14 protein-coding genes are annotated in these 14,857 nt (G+C 63.4%); 3 read left to right on the forward strand and 11 right to left on the reverse strand.

All coding sequences use genetic code 11. The features are described from left to right. Positions 1-172 precede the first annotated feature (172 nt). Complete coding sequence (locus PPGU16_RS17085) at positions 173-982, reverse strand: hypothetical protein (protein ID WP_180723812.1); 810 nt, start codon at positions 980-982, stop codon at positions 173-175. 451 nt (positions 983-1,433) lie between these two features. Here PPGU16_RS17085 and PPGU16_RS17090 point away from each other — a divergent pair, with 451 nt between their 5' ends. Together PPGU16_RS17090 and PPGU16_RS17095 are read left to right on the forward strand one after the other, a co-directional pair. Next, positions 1,434-3,263 (forward strand): ATP-binding response regulator, encoded by a 1,830-nt coding sequence (locus PPGU16_RS17090; protein WP_180723813.1) that lies wholly within the window; start codon positions 1,434-1,436, stop codon positions 3,261-3,263. Between the two features lie 335 nt (positions 3,264-3,598). Further along, entirely contained in the window at positions 3,599-3,916 is a 318-nt protein-coding gene (locus tag PPGU16_RS17095) for a hypothetical protein (RefSeq protein ID WP_180723814.1), read from the forward strand. A 78-nt stretch (positions 3,917-3,994) separates the two neighbouring features. Here PPGU16_RS17095 and PPGU16_RS17100 read toward each other — a convergent pair whose 3' ends face one another. From PPGU16_RS17100 to PPGU16_RS17135, 8 genes are all read right to left on the reverse strand, one after another. Next, on the reverse strand, positions 3,995-4,753 hold the full coding sequence (locus PPGU16_RS17100) for a response regulator transcription factor (RefSeq protein ID WP_180723815.1): 759 nt from the start codon (positions 4,751-4,753) through the stop codon (positions 3,995-3,997). A 649-nt stretch (positions 4,754-5,402) separates the two neighbouring features. Further along, the gene (locus tag PPGU16_RS17105) at positions 5,403-5,570 is read right to left on the reverse strand and encodes a hypothetical protein (RefSeq protein ID WP_180723816.1); all 168 of its coding nucleotides are present in this window, start codon (positions 5,568-5,570) and stop codon (positions 5,403-5,405) included. Then, a complete protein-coding gene (cydB, locus tag PPGU16_RS17110; RefSeq protein ID WP_180723817.1) occupies positions 5,548-6,549 on the reverse strand; it encodes a cytochrome d ubiquinol oxidase subunit II in 1,002 nt (333 codons plus the stop codon). The genes PPGU16_RS17105 and cydB overlap by 23 nt, the downstream gene beginning before the upstream one ends. 29 nt (positions 6,550-6,578) lie before the next feature. Beyond that, positions 6,579-7,985 carry a cytochrome ubiquinol oxidase subunit I gene (locus PPGU16_RS17115; protein WP_180723818.1) on the reverse strand — a complete coding sequence of 469 codons (1,407 nt, stop codon included), beginning with the start codon at positions 7,983-7,985 and terminating at the stop codon, positions 6,579-6,581. A gap of 392 nt (positions 7,986-8,377) precedes the next feature. Continuing rightward, a protein-coding gene (locus tag PPGU16_RS17120; RefSeq protein ID WP_180723796.1) for an IS3 family transposase occupies positions 8,378-9,513 on the reverse strand; the annotation gives its coding sequence in 2 pieces (ribosomal slippage) (positions 8,378-9,255 and positions 9,255-9,513; 1,137 coding nt in all). 741 nt (positions 9,514-10,254) lie between these two features. Continuing rightward, positions 10,255-10,443: a 4-oxalocrotonate tautomerase gene (locus PPGU16_RS17125; RefSeq protein WP_180723819.1), complete on the reverse strand. Its 189-nt coding sequence runs from the start codon at positions 10,441-10,443 to the stop codon at positions 10,255-10,257. Between the two features lie 35 nt (positions 10,444-10,478). Continuing rightward, positions 10,479-11,258, reverse strand: coding sequence for a class II aldolase/adducin family protein (locus tag PPGU16_RS17130; RefSeq protein ID WP_180723820.1), 780 nt, complete (start codon positions 11,256-11,258; stop codon positions 10,479-10,481). A gap of 23 nt (positions 11,259-11,281) precedes the next feature. Continuing rightward, the gene (locus PPGU16_RS17135; protein ID WP_180723821.1) at positions 11,282-12,241 is read right to left on the reverse strand and encodes an urea transporter; all 960 of its coding nucleotides are present in this window, start codon (positions 12,239-12,241) and stop codon (positions 11,282-11,284) included. Positions 12,242-12,488: 247 nt separating this feature from the next. Between PPGU16_RS17135 and PPGU16_RS17140 the strand changes: the two genes are divergently transcribed. Further along, the gene (locus PPGU16_RS17140) at positions 12,489-13,043 is read left to right on the forward strand and encodes a putative glycolipid-binding domain-containing protein (RefSeq protein WP_180723822.1); all 555 of its coding nucleotides are present in this window, start codon (positions 12,489-12,491) and stop codon (positions 13,041-13,043) included. Here PPGU16_RS17140 and PPGU16_RS17145 read toward each other — a convergent pair. Further along, positions 13,004-13,924 carry an alpha/beta fold hydrolase gene (locus PPGU16_RS17145; protein ID WP_180723823.1) on the reverse strand — a complete coding sequence of 307 codons (921 nt, stop codon included), beginning with the start codon at positions 13,922-13,924 and terminating at the stop codon, positions 13,004-13,006. The two genes, PPGU16_RS17140 and PPGU16_RS17145, sit on opposite strands and share 40 nt — an antisense overlap. Positions 13,925-13,929: 5 nt before the next feature. Continuing rightward, a complete protein-coding gene (locus PPGU16_RS17150; protein WP_180723824.1) occupies positions 13,930-14,811 on the reverse strand; it encodes a metal-dependent hydrolase in 882 nt (293 codons plus the stop codon). Between the last annotated feature and the right edge of the window lie 46 nt (positions 14,812-14,857).

Here is a 14,857-nt window from a genome sequence, read left to right on the forward strand (position 1 = left end):
TGCCATCAGGCAGCGGTCGCGCGAATTGCACGAGGGATGAAGCGTAGAGGCGGGCTCGTTCTGATTTGCGACGCGTGAAGCGAGCCGGATTGTCAAATGCGAATCGAAGACGGCGATTGTTAAATGTTCAGTGCGTTAAGTGCGTTGAGTTTCAGACGGCGCGCTCAACTGCTCACGCCGCCGCTTCGATCATTTCATCGTCGGGCGCGGTGGCGGCTTCCGTCGCTTCCGCTGCGAGCAGGTTGAACACGACGAGGATCGCCTCACGGTTTTCAGCGTGGATTTCGATGCCGAGCTCGTCGCGCAGCCACTGGCCGATCTTCGTGTTGGAAAACTGCGCGGCGTCGTCCGTCTTCTTCATCGTGACACCGAGCTTGACGGCACGATAGTGATAGGAGGGCACCCGATGCTGCGCGGCCACCGCCGACAGACCGCCTTTCGCTTCCGAGCACCAGCCGAGGCTGCCCGCCAGCACGATGCGTTCGGGCGAATCGAGCGACGCGATGAACTCGCGCGCCGCTTCGCGCACGCCGCGCTCGCTCAGTCCGTACTGCAGCAGCACGCTTTCGACGGGATCTTCGAGCGCCTGCGCGCGCAGATCGATCTCCTGCATCATGCCTTCGTGTTCCATCGACACGTTGCGCTGATGGCTCGCGCTTCTCAGGCAGTCGATCAGATAGCGGCGGAAGTAAGCGCAGATCGCGTAGCTGTTGGACGGCGCGCTTTCCGGCGTCGCCTTCGATTCGACATGGCCGGGCGCAAGACGCAGCACCTTCGTATAGATGAACTGATGCACGAGCTCTTCCTTGTCTTCGCCGAGCGCGTGCAATTCGAGCGGGTGGTAGGTGCGCAACGCGCGCTTCACGAGGTCGTACATCGACATCATTTCGTCGTCCGTGAGCTGCGTGCGGCGGCGCCACAGGTCAGGAAGAACGGCTTCGTCGAGAGTGCGTGCGAAAACCTGGCTCGGAACTGCGCCCATGAAGGCCTCCATCGGTAAGGGGCAAGGAGCGCGGTGGCGGCGGGGGATGCCGCCGGTAGAGCCTCGACAAACAGGCATGAAACAGGTCGTGAAGCTGAACCTTCAGAGGCTGTCGGCCGCGCTTGAATGTTGAATCGTTGAACCCAGTATGCTTTTTGCACGCGGCGCCGCCTATATGGATTAAGTGATAGCTGAAGGGTAAACCGCCGGTAAGACGGGTAAACTATCTTTAGACTGTACCGGGTGCCTTTTATAGGACGCGTGACGCCTGGGTTTTATTCCCATTCCGGTGCAATCGGCGGCGCTTTGACAGAAAACGAAACGACCAGCGAATCTCGCACAGCACGGGAGCGATCGCCCAAGGCATGCGCTCCCGCCGACCGCACAATCAATTGAATGGACGGGAGCGGCGCGCCACTGCGCCTGCTCCTGCCGACAAGGAGACCGCACGATGCGGGCCGATCCCATCCAGCGCGCCATCGACGAAGACCTCGTGCGCGTCTTGTACGCGCAGGACCCGATTGCTTTCTTCACGCACTGGTTCTCGATTGCGGTGCTGGTGGCGATCTACTGGAATAACATCCCGCATCCGCATCTTTTCGCGGCCTGCTTCATTTTTTACGGCTTCGCCAACTGCGCGAGCCTCGCGCTGTGGATGTGCAACCGGCGCTGGCCCGAGTCGGTCTCGCCGCGCACGTGGATCAACCTGCATGCCGCGCGCGGCGCGCTGCTCTACAGCGCGCCTGGACTCGCGATCTGGTTCGCGTTCCAGAGCCCCCACACGGATCTCCCCATCCTGCACACGGTGATGCTCGTCACGCTGGCAGCGGGCGTGTTCATGTCGAACGGTTTCGACGTCGCCAACTTCGTGACGGCGATCCCGTTCCTGCTGCTGCCTGCCATCGTGCTGCACTTCGGCACCCACACGTTCGACCGGACGATTCTCGCGATCGTCCTTGCGTTCTTCTTCTGCGCGATCAACGTCTATGCGCTCAGCTATCGCAAGCTGTTCCAGCGCGTCGTGCAGGCGCGCGTCGACCAGCAGGCGCTCGCCGAATCGCTCGCTGCGCAAAAGCTCGTCGCCGAGGAAGCGAGCCTCGCGAAGACGCGCTTCTTCGCCGCCGCGAGTCACGATCTGCGCCAGCCGCTGCATGCGATCGGGCTGCTCGCGGCGTCGCTGAACGACACGTCGGCGACGCCCGTGCAGCACGCGAAGACAGCCAGTAACATCGCCAACAATGTCGAGGCGCTGAACCAGCTGTTCAACCAGGTGCTCGATCTGGCGCGGCTGGAAAGCGGCGTCACGCAGGTTATCCGGCTGCATTTCCGGCTGTCCGAACTGTTCGACCGCGTCGGCAACCAGTACTGGCCGCAGGCGGCCGCCAAAGGACTTGCGCTGCGCATCGCGCCGACGGACGCCGTGATCCACGACGACCCCGTGCTGCTGGAGCGGATCCTGAGCAATCTGCTGTCGAACGCGGTGCGCTACACGGAAAGCGGCGCGATCTGGATGGGCTTCCGGCGCGCCGGGCGAAGCGAGGGCGGCTATATCGAGGTGCGCGACTCGGGCATCGGGATCCCGCCGGCCGAGCAAGGGCGGATCTTCGAAGAGTTCTATCAGGTCGCCAATCCGCAGCGCGACGCGCGGCAGGGGCATGGGCTCGGGCTGCCGACCGTCAAGCGGCTTGTCGAGATGCTGGGCGGGCAGTTGCACTTGCGCTCGGTGCCGGGGCGGGGCTCGGTGTTCCGGTTCCCGGTGCAGCCGGGCGATCCGGCGCGGATCGTCGCGGGGCTGAACGATTCCGTCGCGAGCGGCGCGGCGGCGCTCGGGCGCCACGTGCTGTGCATCGACGACGAGCCGGCGATTCTCGAAGGCATACAGAGCCTGCTCGGCCGCTGGGGGTGCGTGGTGCGCGGCGTGCCCGACGAGCGTCATGCGCTGCTGGCCATCGACGAAGGCTTCATGCCCGACGCCGTGCTCTGCGACTATCAGCTGGCGAACCACCGCACGGGCGCGCAGGCGCTCGGCGCCGTGCGCGACGCGCTGCGGCGGCGTGGCCGCGAGCGCGTGGTGACGCTGCTGATCACGGGCGATATGGCGTCGGTGGAACTGGAGGCGCTGGCGATGCAGGGCATCCCCGTGTTGCACAAGCCCGTGACCCCGGCACGACTGCGCCGCACGCTGGAGATGCTGTGGCAACAGCCTGGCGCGGTCGCCGATAGGCCGGCTGATCGCGCGGAATCCGTGACTTCCGAGCAGCCTTTGACGACCCGCGGCTGATTTTCTGCGGTAGTGACACGCCGGACTTTTTGGTCCGGCTCACCATCACGGTCAAAAGCTCGCGCAATGACGCGAGCTGCATTCCATCCGTCGACGATCCATTTCCCGCTCGCAACGGCGCCATGCCGTTGCGCTTCCGTTTGCCGCTTGCGTCACCCCGCCACTGCCCGTTCGTCAGCTTTTTTGAGAAGTGTCTGATCGACCGGCGCCATGCCTGGCTGCTGAAATAAGCCGTTTCGCGATAACAGCGGCTCCCCGGCCGCCGCGAACGTTTCCGGCAACCCTCGCGTCCGGCCATCGGCCCGGCGCGGCTTTCGAATCAAAGAGGTATAGAAGTGAACGGACATCCATCCGACAAGCTCGTCGCAGGCGTGCTGGCGGGCGCGCTGCTGACGGCTGTTTTCGTCGTCGGCCTGTTGTATCTCGGCATTCCCGCCGAGCACCACGCGAACATGGCCATGCGCCTGGGCGCGCCCGTCGCGCTGTCGTGCGCGTTGCTGTTTCCCGTGCCGTTGCTGCATCGCACGGTTTTGCGCGAGCGCCGCAGCGAGTTCATCCTCGACGAGGACCTCAACGCGATGCTGCTCGGCCGCGCGATCGGCGTGATCGGCGGCTTGGCGCTCGGCGTCACGGTGGCGACCGAAATGCTCTGACGGGCATGTATCCAGTGCGGCTGCAACGGCCGCATCCTGCCGAAGGCGACGCTCCGTCGCCTTCTTTTTTATCCCCAGCTAAAGCGTCTTACCCGCTTCGAGCCAGCCGTTGATCACGGCAATGGCGGTTGCGCGGTTGTGCACGCCGAGCGCGCGGAAGATCACGGAAAGATGGACCTTGATCGTGCCTTCGGCGACGCCGAGATCGCGCGCGATCATCTTGTTGGTCCAGCCGCGATGCACGAGCCGCATGATTTCCTGCTGACGCGGCGACAGGTTCTCCAGCAGATGCTGCTGATGCGGCTGCAACGCCTCGATGCGAACGGGCGCCGCTTCCGGCGGCGCGGCCGTCGTCTGTCCGGCGATGGCGGTTGCGCTCGCCGTCGTCGCCGCTTCCGCCGTGGCGGTTGCGGTCGCCGTGTCGGCGCTGCGCGAGCCGAGCAGGCTGAGGGCTTCCATCGGCACATAGGCGCCGCCCGACAGCACCAGCTCGATCGCCTTGAGCATCACGCTGGCCGGCTGGCGCTTCGGCACGAAGCCCAGCGCGCCCGCTGCGAGCACGGCGCGCATTTCGTCCGGCGATTCTTCCGCCGACAGCACCACCACGGGGAGCGCCGGATTGGCTTTCAGCAGGGCGTGCAATGAAGAGGCGCCCGTCATGCCGGGCATGTGAAGGTCGACGATGGCGAGATCGTGGTTGGCGTCGGGCCTTGCGGCTGCGGCCAGCGTTTCCCAGGTGTCGGCTTCGTCGAATACGGCGTCGGGATCGAGTCCGCGTAGCAGACCTTTGACGCCCTGGCGGATCAGTTCATGATCGTCGGCTACAAGAAACTTCATGATGTCTCCGCTGTGGACCAGAGTTGACGCTTTGGCGCCTTCCTCCCGTCCCATGCAGGCGCTCGGCCCTGCCCGTGTTGTGCCCATGTTGTCGGTCGGGACGAGGGCGGGGCGCGCGCTTCCCGTTGCGCACGCCCCGTCCGCAAGGCCGCGACGCACCCGGGCGTGAACGCCCGCTGCGCATTGCAACCCGCTGCACTCCCTGCGGCCCGACCAGAGGTGGGCCGTCCATGCAGCAACAGCTTGTTTTGCTTCCCAAGCCGCGATCATATGCCGGATCGCCGGATGGGTCATGCTTGTCGCCCGGCTGCGCCGGCCTTGCGGCCAGCGCGCGTCCGCGCTTGATTGTTCGCGTCGGCCGTCTGGAACGCAACGGCGTCGGCGCGGTTTTATCAGTTGCTCTGGTCTCGCTCGCGCAGCCGCTGCGGCCTCGCCGGATAGTCCGGCACGGTCGTCGCGGTTTGGGCGCGTGTGGTTTCCCTTGGTTGTACGGCACTGCATCGGAGGCCAGGAGGATGGTGCTCTCGCGGCCTGCTACGTAGACGAGCTTCGCGGAAGGATTTTGAAGGCAAGCGGGCGGCCTCGACGGGCCGCCCGGCAGGTTATGCGCTGCGGATGCGGGCAAGGATGTCCGGCTGTCGTCAGCTGCTCAGGTAATCGCGAACAGCGTCGCGTTCATCAGCGCCTTGAATGCATAGCCGACGATCATCGTGCCGCCCACGCCGCCGCACCACAGCGCGACGAACCAGAGCCAGCCGGGCAGGCGCACCCGGCGCGGGCGGAAGCGGGCGGGCTTAGTGGTAATGGGCGTCGCCATGGCGCACCTTGCCGCGGAAAACCCAGTAGCCCATCGTCGTGTAGCCGATGATGATGGGGATGATGATGGCCGCGCCGACCAGCGTGAACATCTGGCTCGAACGCGGCGCGGCCGCTTCCCAGAGCGTCAGACTCGACGGAATCGCGTACGGCCACAGGCTCACGAGCAAGCCGACGTAGCCGAGCAGCACGAGACCGAGCGCCATCATGAACGGCGTGTTGTGATGCCGGTCGCGCACCGCGCGGCGCATGAAGAACGCGCAGATCGCGACGAGGAACGGCACGGGCAGCAGTCGCCAGAAGATGCCGGCATCGAACCAGCGCTGCGCGATCTCGGGTTCCTGCAGCGGCGTCCACAGGCTGATCACGACGATGAAGCCGAGCAGCACGATCGTCAGCGGCCACACGACGCGGTGCAGGCGCCGTTGCAGATCGCCTTCCGTCTTCGCGACGAGCCAGCAGCAGCCGAGCAGCGCATACGTGACGACGAGCCCGAGACCCGTCAGCAGCGAGAACGGCGTCAGCCAGCCGAATGCGTCGCCCGCGAAGCTGCCGCTGACGACGGGGATGCCTTGCAAGAACGCGCCAAGCGCGATGCCCTGGAAGAAGGCCGCGCCCGTCGAGCCGCCGATGAACGCCAGATCCCACAGATGCTTCGTGCGATTCGCCTTCGCGCGGATCTCGAACGACACGCCGCGGAAAATCAGGCACACGAGCATGAAGACGAGGGGCAGATAGAGCGCGGACAGCACCGTCGAATAGACGACGGGAAACGCCGCGAACAGGCCTGCGCCACCGAGCACGAGCCATGTCTCGTTGCCGTCCCAGACGGGCGCGACGGTGTTCATCATCAAGTCGCGTTCCTTTTCGTCGGGGAAGAACGGAAACACGATGCCGATGCCCAGATCGAAGCCGTCCAGCACGACATATATGAACAGGCCCAGTGCGATGATCGCGGCCCAGACTACGGTCACATCCATTTTTCTCTCACGGGTATTGGCGGGGTGGATCAGGCGTCGATCATCTGGTCGACGGCGGACAGGGGGCGGCGCGCGGTGCGGTCGGGTGCATCAGCGATGCCGTCCGGCGTGTGGCCGGGCAATGCGGGCCCCGAGCGCATCAGCTTGAACATGTAATAGATGCCCGTGCCGAACACGAGGAAGTAGATGACGACGAACGCCATCAGCGAAATGCCGACCTGTTGCGCGGACAGCGGCGACACGGCTTCGATGGTGCGCTTGACGCCATACACGACCCACGGCTGACGGCCGACTTCTGTCGTCACCCAGCCGGCGAGCAGCGACAGGAAGCCCGTCGGTCCCATCGCGATTGCGATGCGGTGGAACCACTTCGCGTCGTACAGCTTGCCGCGCCGGCGCAGCGCCCAGGCGGCGATTGCGAAGCCGATCATCGCGACGCCGAGGCCCGCCATCACGCGGAAGCTCCAGAACACGACCGTCGAATTCGGGCGGTCCTCTTTCGGGAAGCTGTTCAGCCCGCGAATTTCGCCGTCCCAGCTATGTGTGAGGATCAGGCTGCCGAGGTGCGGAATCGACACCGCGTACTTCGTGGTTTCCGCCTGCATGTCGGGGATGCCGAACAGGTTCAGCGCGGTGCCGCCTTTCTCCGTGTCCCACAGACCTTCGATCGCTGCGATCTTGGCGGGCTGATGTTCGCGCGTGTTCAGTCCGTGCGCGTCGCCGACGAAGGCCTGGACGGGGGCGAGGACCAGCAGCATCCACAGCGCCATCGAGAACATCTTTTTCACTGCGTTGTCGCGCCGTCCCTTGAGCAGATGCCACGCGCCGACGGCCGCGACGACGAGCGCCGTGACGATGAACGCGGCAATTGCCATATGCGCGAGACGGTAGGGGAACGAAGGATTGAAGATGATCTTGAACCAGTCGACGGGGACGACGTGGTTATCGACGATATCGAAGCCTTGCGGCGTTTGCATCCAGCTGTTGGACGCGAGAATCCAGAACGTCGAGATGAGCGTGCCGATTGCGACCATCAGCGTCGCGCCGAAGTGCGCTCGTGGGCTGACGCGTTGCCAGCCGAACAGCATGATGCCGAGGAACCCGGCTTCAAGGAAGAAGGCGGTCATCACTTCGTACATCAGGAGCGGGCCGGTGACGGGGCCGGCGAACGACGAGAACCCCGACCAGTTGGTGCCGAATTCGTAGCTCATGACGACGCCGGAGACGACGCCCATGCCGAAGGCCACGGCGAAGATCTTCGACCAGAACAGACAAAGATCTTTGTAGTAGGCCTTACCGGTTTTGAGCCAGCGCCATTCGAGGACGGCGATGAAGCTGGCGAGCCCGATGCTGAGCGCGGGGAAGATGATGTGAAACGAGACCGTGAACGCGAACTGCATGCGGGCGAGGTCGAAGGCGGAGATTGCGGTGGTCATGTGTCCGAATCCGGGTTCGTGCAGATGACCGCAAGCGTAGGGGAATGTGTGTTGTTTTGCTGCGGTGCGCTGTGTGGCGATTTGGCGCAGATCGGTGCTTCTGTGGGCGCGCCTTTTTGATTTAAGCGGTTGATCTGGATCAGGATTTTTGTTTTTTGCGATGTGGGGTGGGGGTGTGGGTTTGCACGTGACGTGCGGCAATCGACCGCGTCGCAGCACATGTGTTGTCGATGTCGCGCGACGTGGGTGTGTGGTGGGATGTCGCAGTGGGTTTGTTTTTTTTGTCTGCGACGCTGGGTGGTTTGCTTGTTTTTTGCGGTGGCATCCGCGTGATGTTATTGGTTCGCAAGCTGTAGCGGTCAAGCCTCTTTGGACACCCCCAAAGGGGCTTTTCAATAAATCGAAGCTTCGTACGGCACTGGCGGCAAGCCGTTTGCCGCTGAATGTATGCGCCTGTAGTTATAAAAATCAGTGATGTAGTCTGCGATGTCACGTTCGGCGTGTTCGTGACTGCCGTACTCCTGCTCGCCGATCCATTCACTCTTCAGGCTTCTGAAGAAGCGCTCGACCACCGCGTTGTCCCAGCAATTTCCCTTTCTGCTCATACTCTGGACGATCCCGTTTGCTTTCAGATCGTTCACGAAGCGCTCGCTGGTGTACTGGCAGCCCTGATCTGAATGGAACATCAGTCCCGCTGCCGGGCGCCGGCTGCGTCGAGCCTGTTCCAGCGCGTGGATGACCAGTTCGGTGTCTGCCTGCGTGGCAAACGCCCAACCGACGATTCGACGCGAATGCAGATCCATCACGATAGCCAGATAAGACCAGCCCTGCCGCGTTCTGATGTACGTGATATCGCCTGCCCACACCCGGTTCACGGCACCTGGTGAGAACTGGCGCTCGAGCCGGTTTGGCGCGACCAGCGCATCACCTTCGGCCTTGCGGTACCGATGTGTGCGTCGACGCGCAACCACCAGTTGCGCCTCGCGCATCAGCGAGCGTGCCCGGTGCCGTCCGATCGCGTGACCTTGCTGCTGCAACGCCTGCGCCATCCTGCGGCTGCCGTAACTGCGCCGGGTTTCATTGTGAATCCGGTGCATGGCCTTGAGCACAGCAGGTGATGCTCCTGGCCTGACGCGTCGGCCCGCAAAAGCGTAGTAGCTGCTTCGCGGCACCTCGAGCAACCGGCATATCAGACTCACGGGCCAGGCCTTCTTCAGCGAACGGATCACTTCGAGAAGCGATCCATTTCCTTGACGAAGAAGGCCGTGGACTTTTTTAGTATCTCGCGCTCCCTTTCGAGTTCCGTCACGCGCGCTTCGAGTTCACGAATACGGCGCTGGTCGGCCATGACTTCCCGCTCACTACGCGCCGGCTCGGCCTGCTGGGCGCGCCATTGCGCCACCCAGCGTCGCAGCGCCGTATCGCCCACACCCATCGCTTCACAGGCCTTCGAATATGAATAGCCTTGTGTCACAACCAGCTTTATCGCATCAGCCTTGAATTCTTCTGTCAGCTTCCGTCTGCTCATCTCTCACCTCAGTTGGGGATTATCCCCTTTCGAGGTGTCCAGGAGTATTGGACCACTTCAAGCGTTGCCCCTGTGCGGGGCGGCACCTACTTTTCTTTGCCGCCGCAAAGAAAAGTAGGCAAAAGAAAGCGGCTCACACCGCCAGCACGTGTTCTTATCCACGGCCCCCAACGTCCCCACACTCCACACGGCAGTGCCCTGGTCAGCGCTCGTTGCCAACGCCTCTAACAATCGCATCACCCGCTTCAGGCATCCGTACGACGGCAAGCGGCAGCGAATGGTATATGCCGCCCAGGTGGCAAACTGTGTGTAGGTGGTCGCGCCGTAGAAGTTAGCGCTCTTACAGGTGGAGCGTATGCGCTATCGGTCCGAAGTAAGGCGTGCGGAGCACAAAGGGCCTACACACAGTTTGCCACCTGGGCGGCCGTGGACTGTCTGGCGCGGCATGCGGTAATGCGGACGCACGAAGCGGGTGAGGCGTACAGGGAGAACGTTGGCAACTTGCACGGGCTGGCACGTTGCCGTGTGAAGTGTAAGACCCTGTTGGGGGCCCTCAGGCAGAAACTAGAACTGGCGGTGTGAGCCGCTTTCTTTTGCCTACTTTTCTTTGCGGCGGCAAAGAAAAGTAGGTGCCGCCCCGCACAGGGGCAACGCTAGCAAACCAGAAGCAAAACGCGGATGCCAGCGAAAAGCCCAAACAGCAAACCGCGCTCCAAGCGTCGCAGACAAACAAAAAAACCCTCACTCAACATCAGACCAGAGCTTCCCACCCGTAGCCCAGTTCTCACGTTTAACATCGATAAGAACAATATCAACAGAACCCGGCTCGACCTTCAGCGACTCGCACGTCGCCTTCGTGATGGCCTCAACAAACTGGCGCTTCTGCTCAACAGTACGACCTTCAAAAAGCTCGATATGAAAAGTAGGCATGTCTCGTGTCCTTAAAAACAAATCAAACAAAAACGTCAACCCTTATACGACGCATCGATGCGATCAAGCTTCCGCATCAACGCCGGCCATTCAATCACACCTTCAACAGCGCCCCCATCGAAAAGCTGTTCAGCCGTGCGCTTAGCCACGGCCTCCGATGGCAACACCAGCGCGCCGCCACCCGCCTGCGCGAGCAATTGAATCTCGCAAGCCTTGATGAGCGTCGCCATCAACACATACGCCTCGGCAACCGTGCGGCCCGTCGTCAACGTACCGTGATTGCGCAATAGCATCGCCGGTTTGTCCGCGAGATCCGCAATGAGGCGCTCGCCCTCCGCCGGCGTAAACGCAAGCCCCTCGTAATCGTGATACGCAAGGTATCCATGAAAGCGCAGTGCATGCTGCGGGCCCGGCAAGAGTCCATCCTTTTGCAACGACACGGCAATGCCCGCCGTATTGTGCAAATGCATCACGCAAAACGCGTCGTCGCGCGCCGCGTGAACAGCCGCATGCAACGCAAAGCCCGTCGCGTTCACGGGATGCTCGCTCTCACCGACGATGTTCCCCGCGATATCGATCTTCACCAGATTCGAAGCGCACACTTCATCGAACGAAAGGCCGAATGGATTGATCAGGAAATGGCCAGGCTCGTCGGGCACGCTCGCGGAAATATGCGTGTAGACGAGATCGTCCCAGCCGTTGAGCGCCGCGAGCCGGTAGGCGGCCGCGAGATCGACGCGCGTGCGCTGCTCGGCCTCCGACATGAGCTTCGACTGCGCAATGCGGCCCGCAGGCGTATGAGCGAACGACGACATGACGTCTCCTGTTGCTGGCCGCTTCAGCCTTCGGGCCAAACGGCGCGGGTGGTTGTCTCGCGACGCCCCATGCCCGCGGATCTTTCAATCGCGGAATCGGGCGCGCGGCTCGGGTTGCTAGTGTCTGTGCGGCGAGTATCGCGCATCAGCAGGCGCATCGTCCACGTCGCGACGACGAACGGCGCCGTCATCCCCGGTATGCCGCACAGACCGGCAGCCTGTTGCAGCACGACCGACACGCCCACGCCCGCGAGCGCCGCCAGCACGCCGCAATCGGCCAGAGCGAGCGCGGTGAGCGCACCATTGAATCCTAACAGGCCCGCCGTGAGCGATGCGCTATTCCCGCCGATCAGCCAGTGCGCCGAGGTCGCGAGCGCAGCGCCCGCGAGCGCAAACAGCGCGGCGCGTATCGACGAGAGCGCGATGCCGCCAAGTATCAATGCGCCTGCCAGCACACTGCACGCAAACGATGTCTGCGCAATTCCCAAGAGCAAGCCGCGCATTGCATCGAACCCTGAAGCCGTGTCGCTCGCAGTGACGTATGCCGGCGCCAGATGCACGAGCGGCAGCCACGCCCACGTCACCAGCAGGCAAGGGCTCGAATAGTAGCCAAGGCCGCGCGAGCGCAATAGCCGTTCCCACGGACCGAGCAGCCATGCAGCCGCCGTCGCGGCGAGTATCGACACGGCCATTGCAGTGGCGTCGTCGGCGATGAAGGTGAACGCGGCGAGTCCCGCGAGCGCGCCGTTGAAGCCGTGCAGTCCGTCGCGGGTATCGGCGGAATCGTAGCCGCGCAGCACCGCGCCGATGTTCGCCGCGATCGCGCCCGCCAGCGCGGCACATGCGAGGCGCGGATCGCTGACGAGCCACGCAGCGAGCACGCACGCGCCCGTCGCCGCGTTCCGTTGCAGGACGATCTGGCCGAAGCTGCGCAGCAGCGTGCGCAAGGCATCGAACGGTTCTTCATGGGGCGCGGCGGACATGGGTAATACCGTTTCAACAGACGTGACGAAGACGTGACAAAGCCGCGCGAGGCGGAACTCACGCGGCGCTTTCGATTCGAAGCAGACGACATGCGAGCATAGGGCAGGCGCGGCGCGAGCGGCATGCTCGCACGTTGATAGCGGCTATTTGAGCGAGGCGCGCGGGCGACTCGCGAGTCCGCGTGGCGCGTTACGATGTCGTCCGTGGACGCGTCATTCCCGGCGATCCCACACAGGAGACAGATTCATGCGTGAAGTGCGATGGACCCCGGAAGAGGGCGAAGGCGTCGAGCATCTCGCATTCGACGCCCGCGCCGACGGCTTTTATGCCGAAAGCGTGCTGGTCGGCGAGCGCGATGGCCGCGCATATGGCCTCATGTACCGCGTGAAATGCGATCCGCAATGGCGCACGCTGCACGCGTGGCTGAAGGTGACGGGCGGCCCCGAACTCGAACTGCACGGCGACGGCGAAGGCAACTGGCGCGATGGACATGGGCTCGTTCTGCCATCGCTGGCGGGCTGCATCGATATCGACATCGCCGCTACGCCCTATACGAACACGCTGCCGATCCGCCGCCTGCAACTGGCCAAAAGCGCGCGGGAGCCGATTGCCGTCGTATTCATTTCGACGCCCGATTTGCAGGTCTCGCGTGTCGAACAGGCGTACACATGCGTCGAGCCGGACAGCGAATATCGCTACGAAGGCATCGACACCGGCTTCGCGGCGGAACTGAAAGTGGACGAGGACGGACTCGTCATCGACTATCCGACGATGTTCACACGCACGCTGCCATCAGTCTGACGTGACGCTTCGCGCTTGCCGATGAACGCGTCGATACTGGCCGCGACGCGCGCCGGATCGCGCAGCACGACCCAATGGCCCGCATCGATTTCATCGCGCGAGTGCGGGCCGATCCAGCTTTCGAGTCCGAGCGAGAGTGCCGGCCCGACATAGCGGTCGCGCAGCGGCACGATGAAATGCACGGGCGCATGCGCGCGGCGCGCACGTGGATGCATTAACCGGTCGATGAAATTCGCGCGATACAACTTCAGGCCGTTCAACGCGTTGCGCAATTGCGCCGGATCGCGCGGCGCGCGCACGCGTTCTGTCATGCGCAGCCAGAGCGGCCAGCCAAATGCGCCGCCGAGCCGCCAGACGAGTTCTGGCAAGACAGGCAGATGAAAAAAGAAGATGTACCAGGACTTCAGCATTTGCCGAACGCCCGCGCCAAAGGGACGCGCGACCCGTTGCGCGTGATCGCCGCGCAGCCCGAGCGACGCATGATCGAGACAAGGCCCGGATATCGACGTGAACGACGCGATGCGGCCTGAGAACGCTTCGTCCGTCACGGCTTCCCAGCATTGGATCGAACCCCAGTCGTGCCCGACGAGATGAAACGCTCGCGCGCCGCAGGTCGCATCGGCGACGGCCCTCAGGTCGGCCGCCAGACGTTCGAGCCGGTAGGCCGCCCGCTCGCGTGGCGCATCGGATGCGCCTGCGCCGCGCACATCGTACGCAATCACGCGGTAACGTGACTCGAGCAGCGCGCGGACCGGCTCCCACACGGCGGCCGAATCGGGGTAGCCATGCACGAATACGACGGGCGGCGCGTCGCGCGGACCGCTGATGTAAACGGCGAGTTGAACGCCGTCTGCATTGACGGCTTGCATGTCGTGGATCATGCCCGTTACGCCGCGGCCCGCACGCCGCGCCGCGACTTCTTCAGCGCGCCGGGGTTCGCGGCATTGGCGGCATCGACGGCGGCGACGAGTCCGTCGATACGCGCGAGATGCGCGCGATTATCGTGGTCCCATGGATGAAACCCAGGCTTGAAAAAGCGCAGCCATTCGCGCGCGATGCCGGGAAACACGCCATGTTTCGGCCCATACAAAAACTTCACGACGCTCCACAAGCCGCGCAGATTGTGGCCGCGTTTGCGGTCGCGAATCAGCAGGCGCACGTGGTAGTCGAACACGATCAGCCAGAAGAACACAGTGACGGCGAGCATCGTGCCCGTACGAATCAGATAGCGTACGGGGCCGGGCTTCATCACCGTATTCCACACGTCGTATGAGACCGACTTGTGCTCCGTTTCTTCGAGCGCGTGCCACGTCCACATCTGCGCATAACCTTCGACGGAACCCTCGATACGCGAGCTATCGTCGAGCAACAGGCCCGCGAGCATCGCCGTGTAGTGTTCGAGCGCGACCGTCATCGCCAGTTGGTGCGAAGCTGGCAGCAGTTTGCGGTTCAGGTCGAGGAACATCGTGAGCCGTCTGTCGAGCAGATGCGCGGGCAGTCCGGCAGCTTCGAGCAGATCGTTGTACTCGATGTGCTCGCGGGTGTGCATCGCTTCCTGCCCGATGAAACCGAGTACCTGCTTCTTCAGTTCGGGTTCCGTGATCTGATCGCGATAGTGGCGCACGCTATCCATGAAGAAGCGCTCGCCCGCGGGGAACAGCAGCGAGAGTGCGTTGAAGAAATGCGTGACGTGCGGGCCGAGCCGGTGCCAGTCGCACGCGCGATCGGCGGGCAGGGCGAAACGGAGGTCGCGGCGTAAGGGCATCATGGCCTTTCTCCCTGACAAGTCTCGTTCGATAACGCTATGCGGTCGT

It is taken from the genome of Paraburkholderia largidicola, assembly GCF_013426895.1.
GTDB lineage: Bacteria > Pseudomonadota > Gammaproteobacteria > Burkholderiales > Burkholderiaceae > Paraburkholderia > Paraburkholderia largidicola.

What these genes read in the sequence shown, in the direction of transcription:
- PPGU16_RS17135 (WP_180723821.1), bottom strand. Translation starts at nt 12,241, where the DNA reads ATGTCCGCCGCGCCCCATGAAGAACCGTTCGATGCCTTGCGCACGCTG.
- PPGU16_RS17150 (WP_180723824.1), bottom strand. Translation starts at nt 14,811, where the DNA reads ATGATGCCCTTACGCCGCGACCTCCGTTTCGCCCTGCCCGCCGATCGC.
- PPGU16_RS17090 (WP_180723813.1), top strand. Translation starts at nt 1,434, where the DNA reads ATGCGGGCCGATCCCATCCAGCGCGCCATCGACGAAGACCTCGTGCGC.
- PPGU16_RS17100 (WP_180723815.1), bottom strand. Translation starts at nt 4,753, where the DNA reads ATGAAGTTTCTTGTAGCCGACGATCATGAACTGATCCGCCAGGGCGTC.
- PPGU16_RS17125 (WP_180723819.1), bottom strand. Translation starts at nt 10,443, where the DNA reads ATGCCTACTTTTCATATCGAGCTTTTTGAAGGTCGTACTGTTGAGCAG.
- PPGU16_RS17105 (WP_180723816.1), bottom strand. Translation starts at nt 5,570, where the DNA reads ATGGCGACGCCCATTACCACTAAGCCCGCCCGCTTCCGCCCGCGCCGG.
- cydB (WP_180723817.1), bottom strand. Translation starts at nt 6,549, where the DNA reads ATGGATGTGACCGTAGTCTGGGCCGCGATCATCGCACTGGGCCTGTTC.
- PPGU16_RS17115 (WP_180723818.1), bottom strand. Translation starts at nt 7,985, where the DNA reads ATGACCACCGCAATCTCCGCCTTCGACCTCGCCCGCATGCAGTTCGCG.
- PPGU16_RS17130 (WP_180723820.1), bottom strand. Translation starts at nt 11,258, where the DNA reads ATGTCGTCGTTCGCTCATACGCCTGCGGGCCGCATTGCGCAGTCGAAG.
- PPGU16_RS17085 (WP_180723812.1), bottom strand. Translation starts at nt 982, where the DNA reads ATGGGCGCAGTTCCGAGCCAGGTTTTCGCACGCACTCTCGACGAAGCC.
- PPGU16_RS17145 (WP_180723823.1), bottom strand. Translation starts at nt 13,924, where the DNA reads ATGATCCACGACATGCAAGCCGTCAATGCAGACGGCGTTCAACTCGCC.
- PPGU16_RS17140 (WP_180723822.1), top strand. Translation starts at nt 12,489, where the DNA reads ATGCGTGAAGTGCGATGGACCCCGGAAGAGGGCGAAGGCGTCGAGCAT.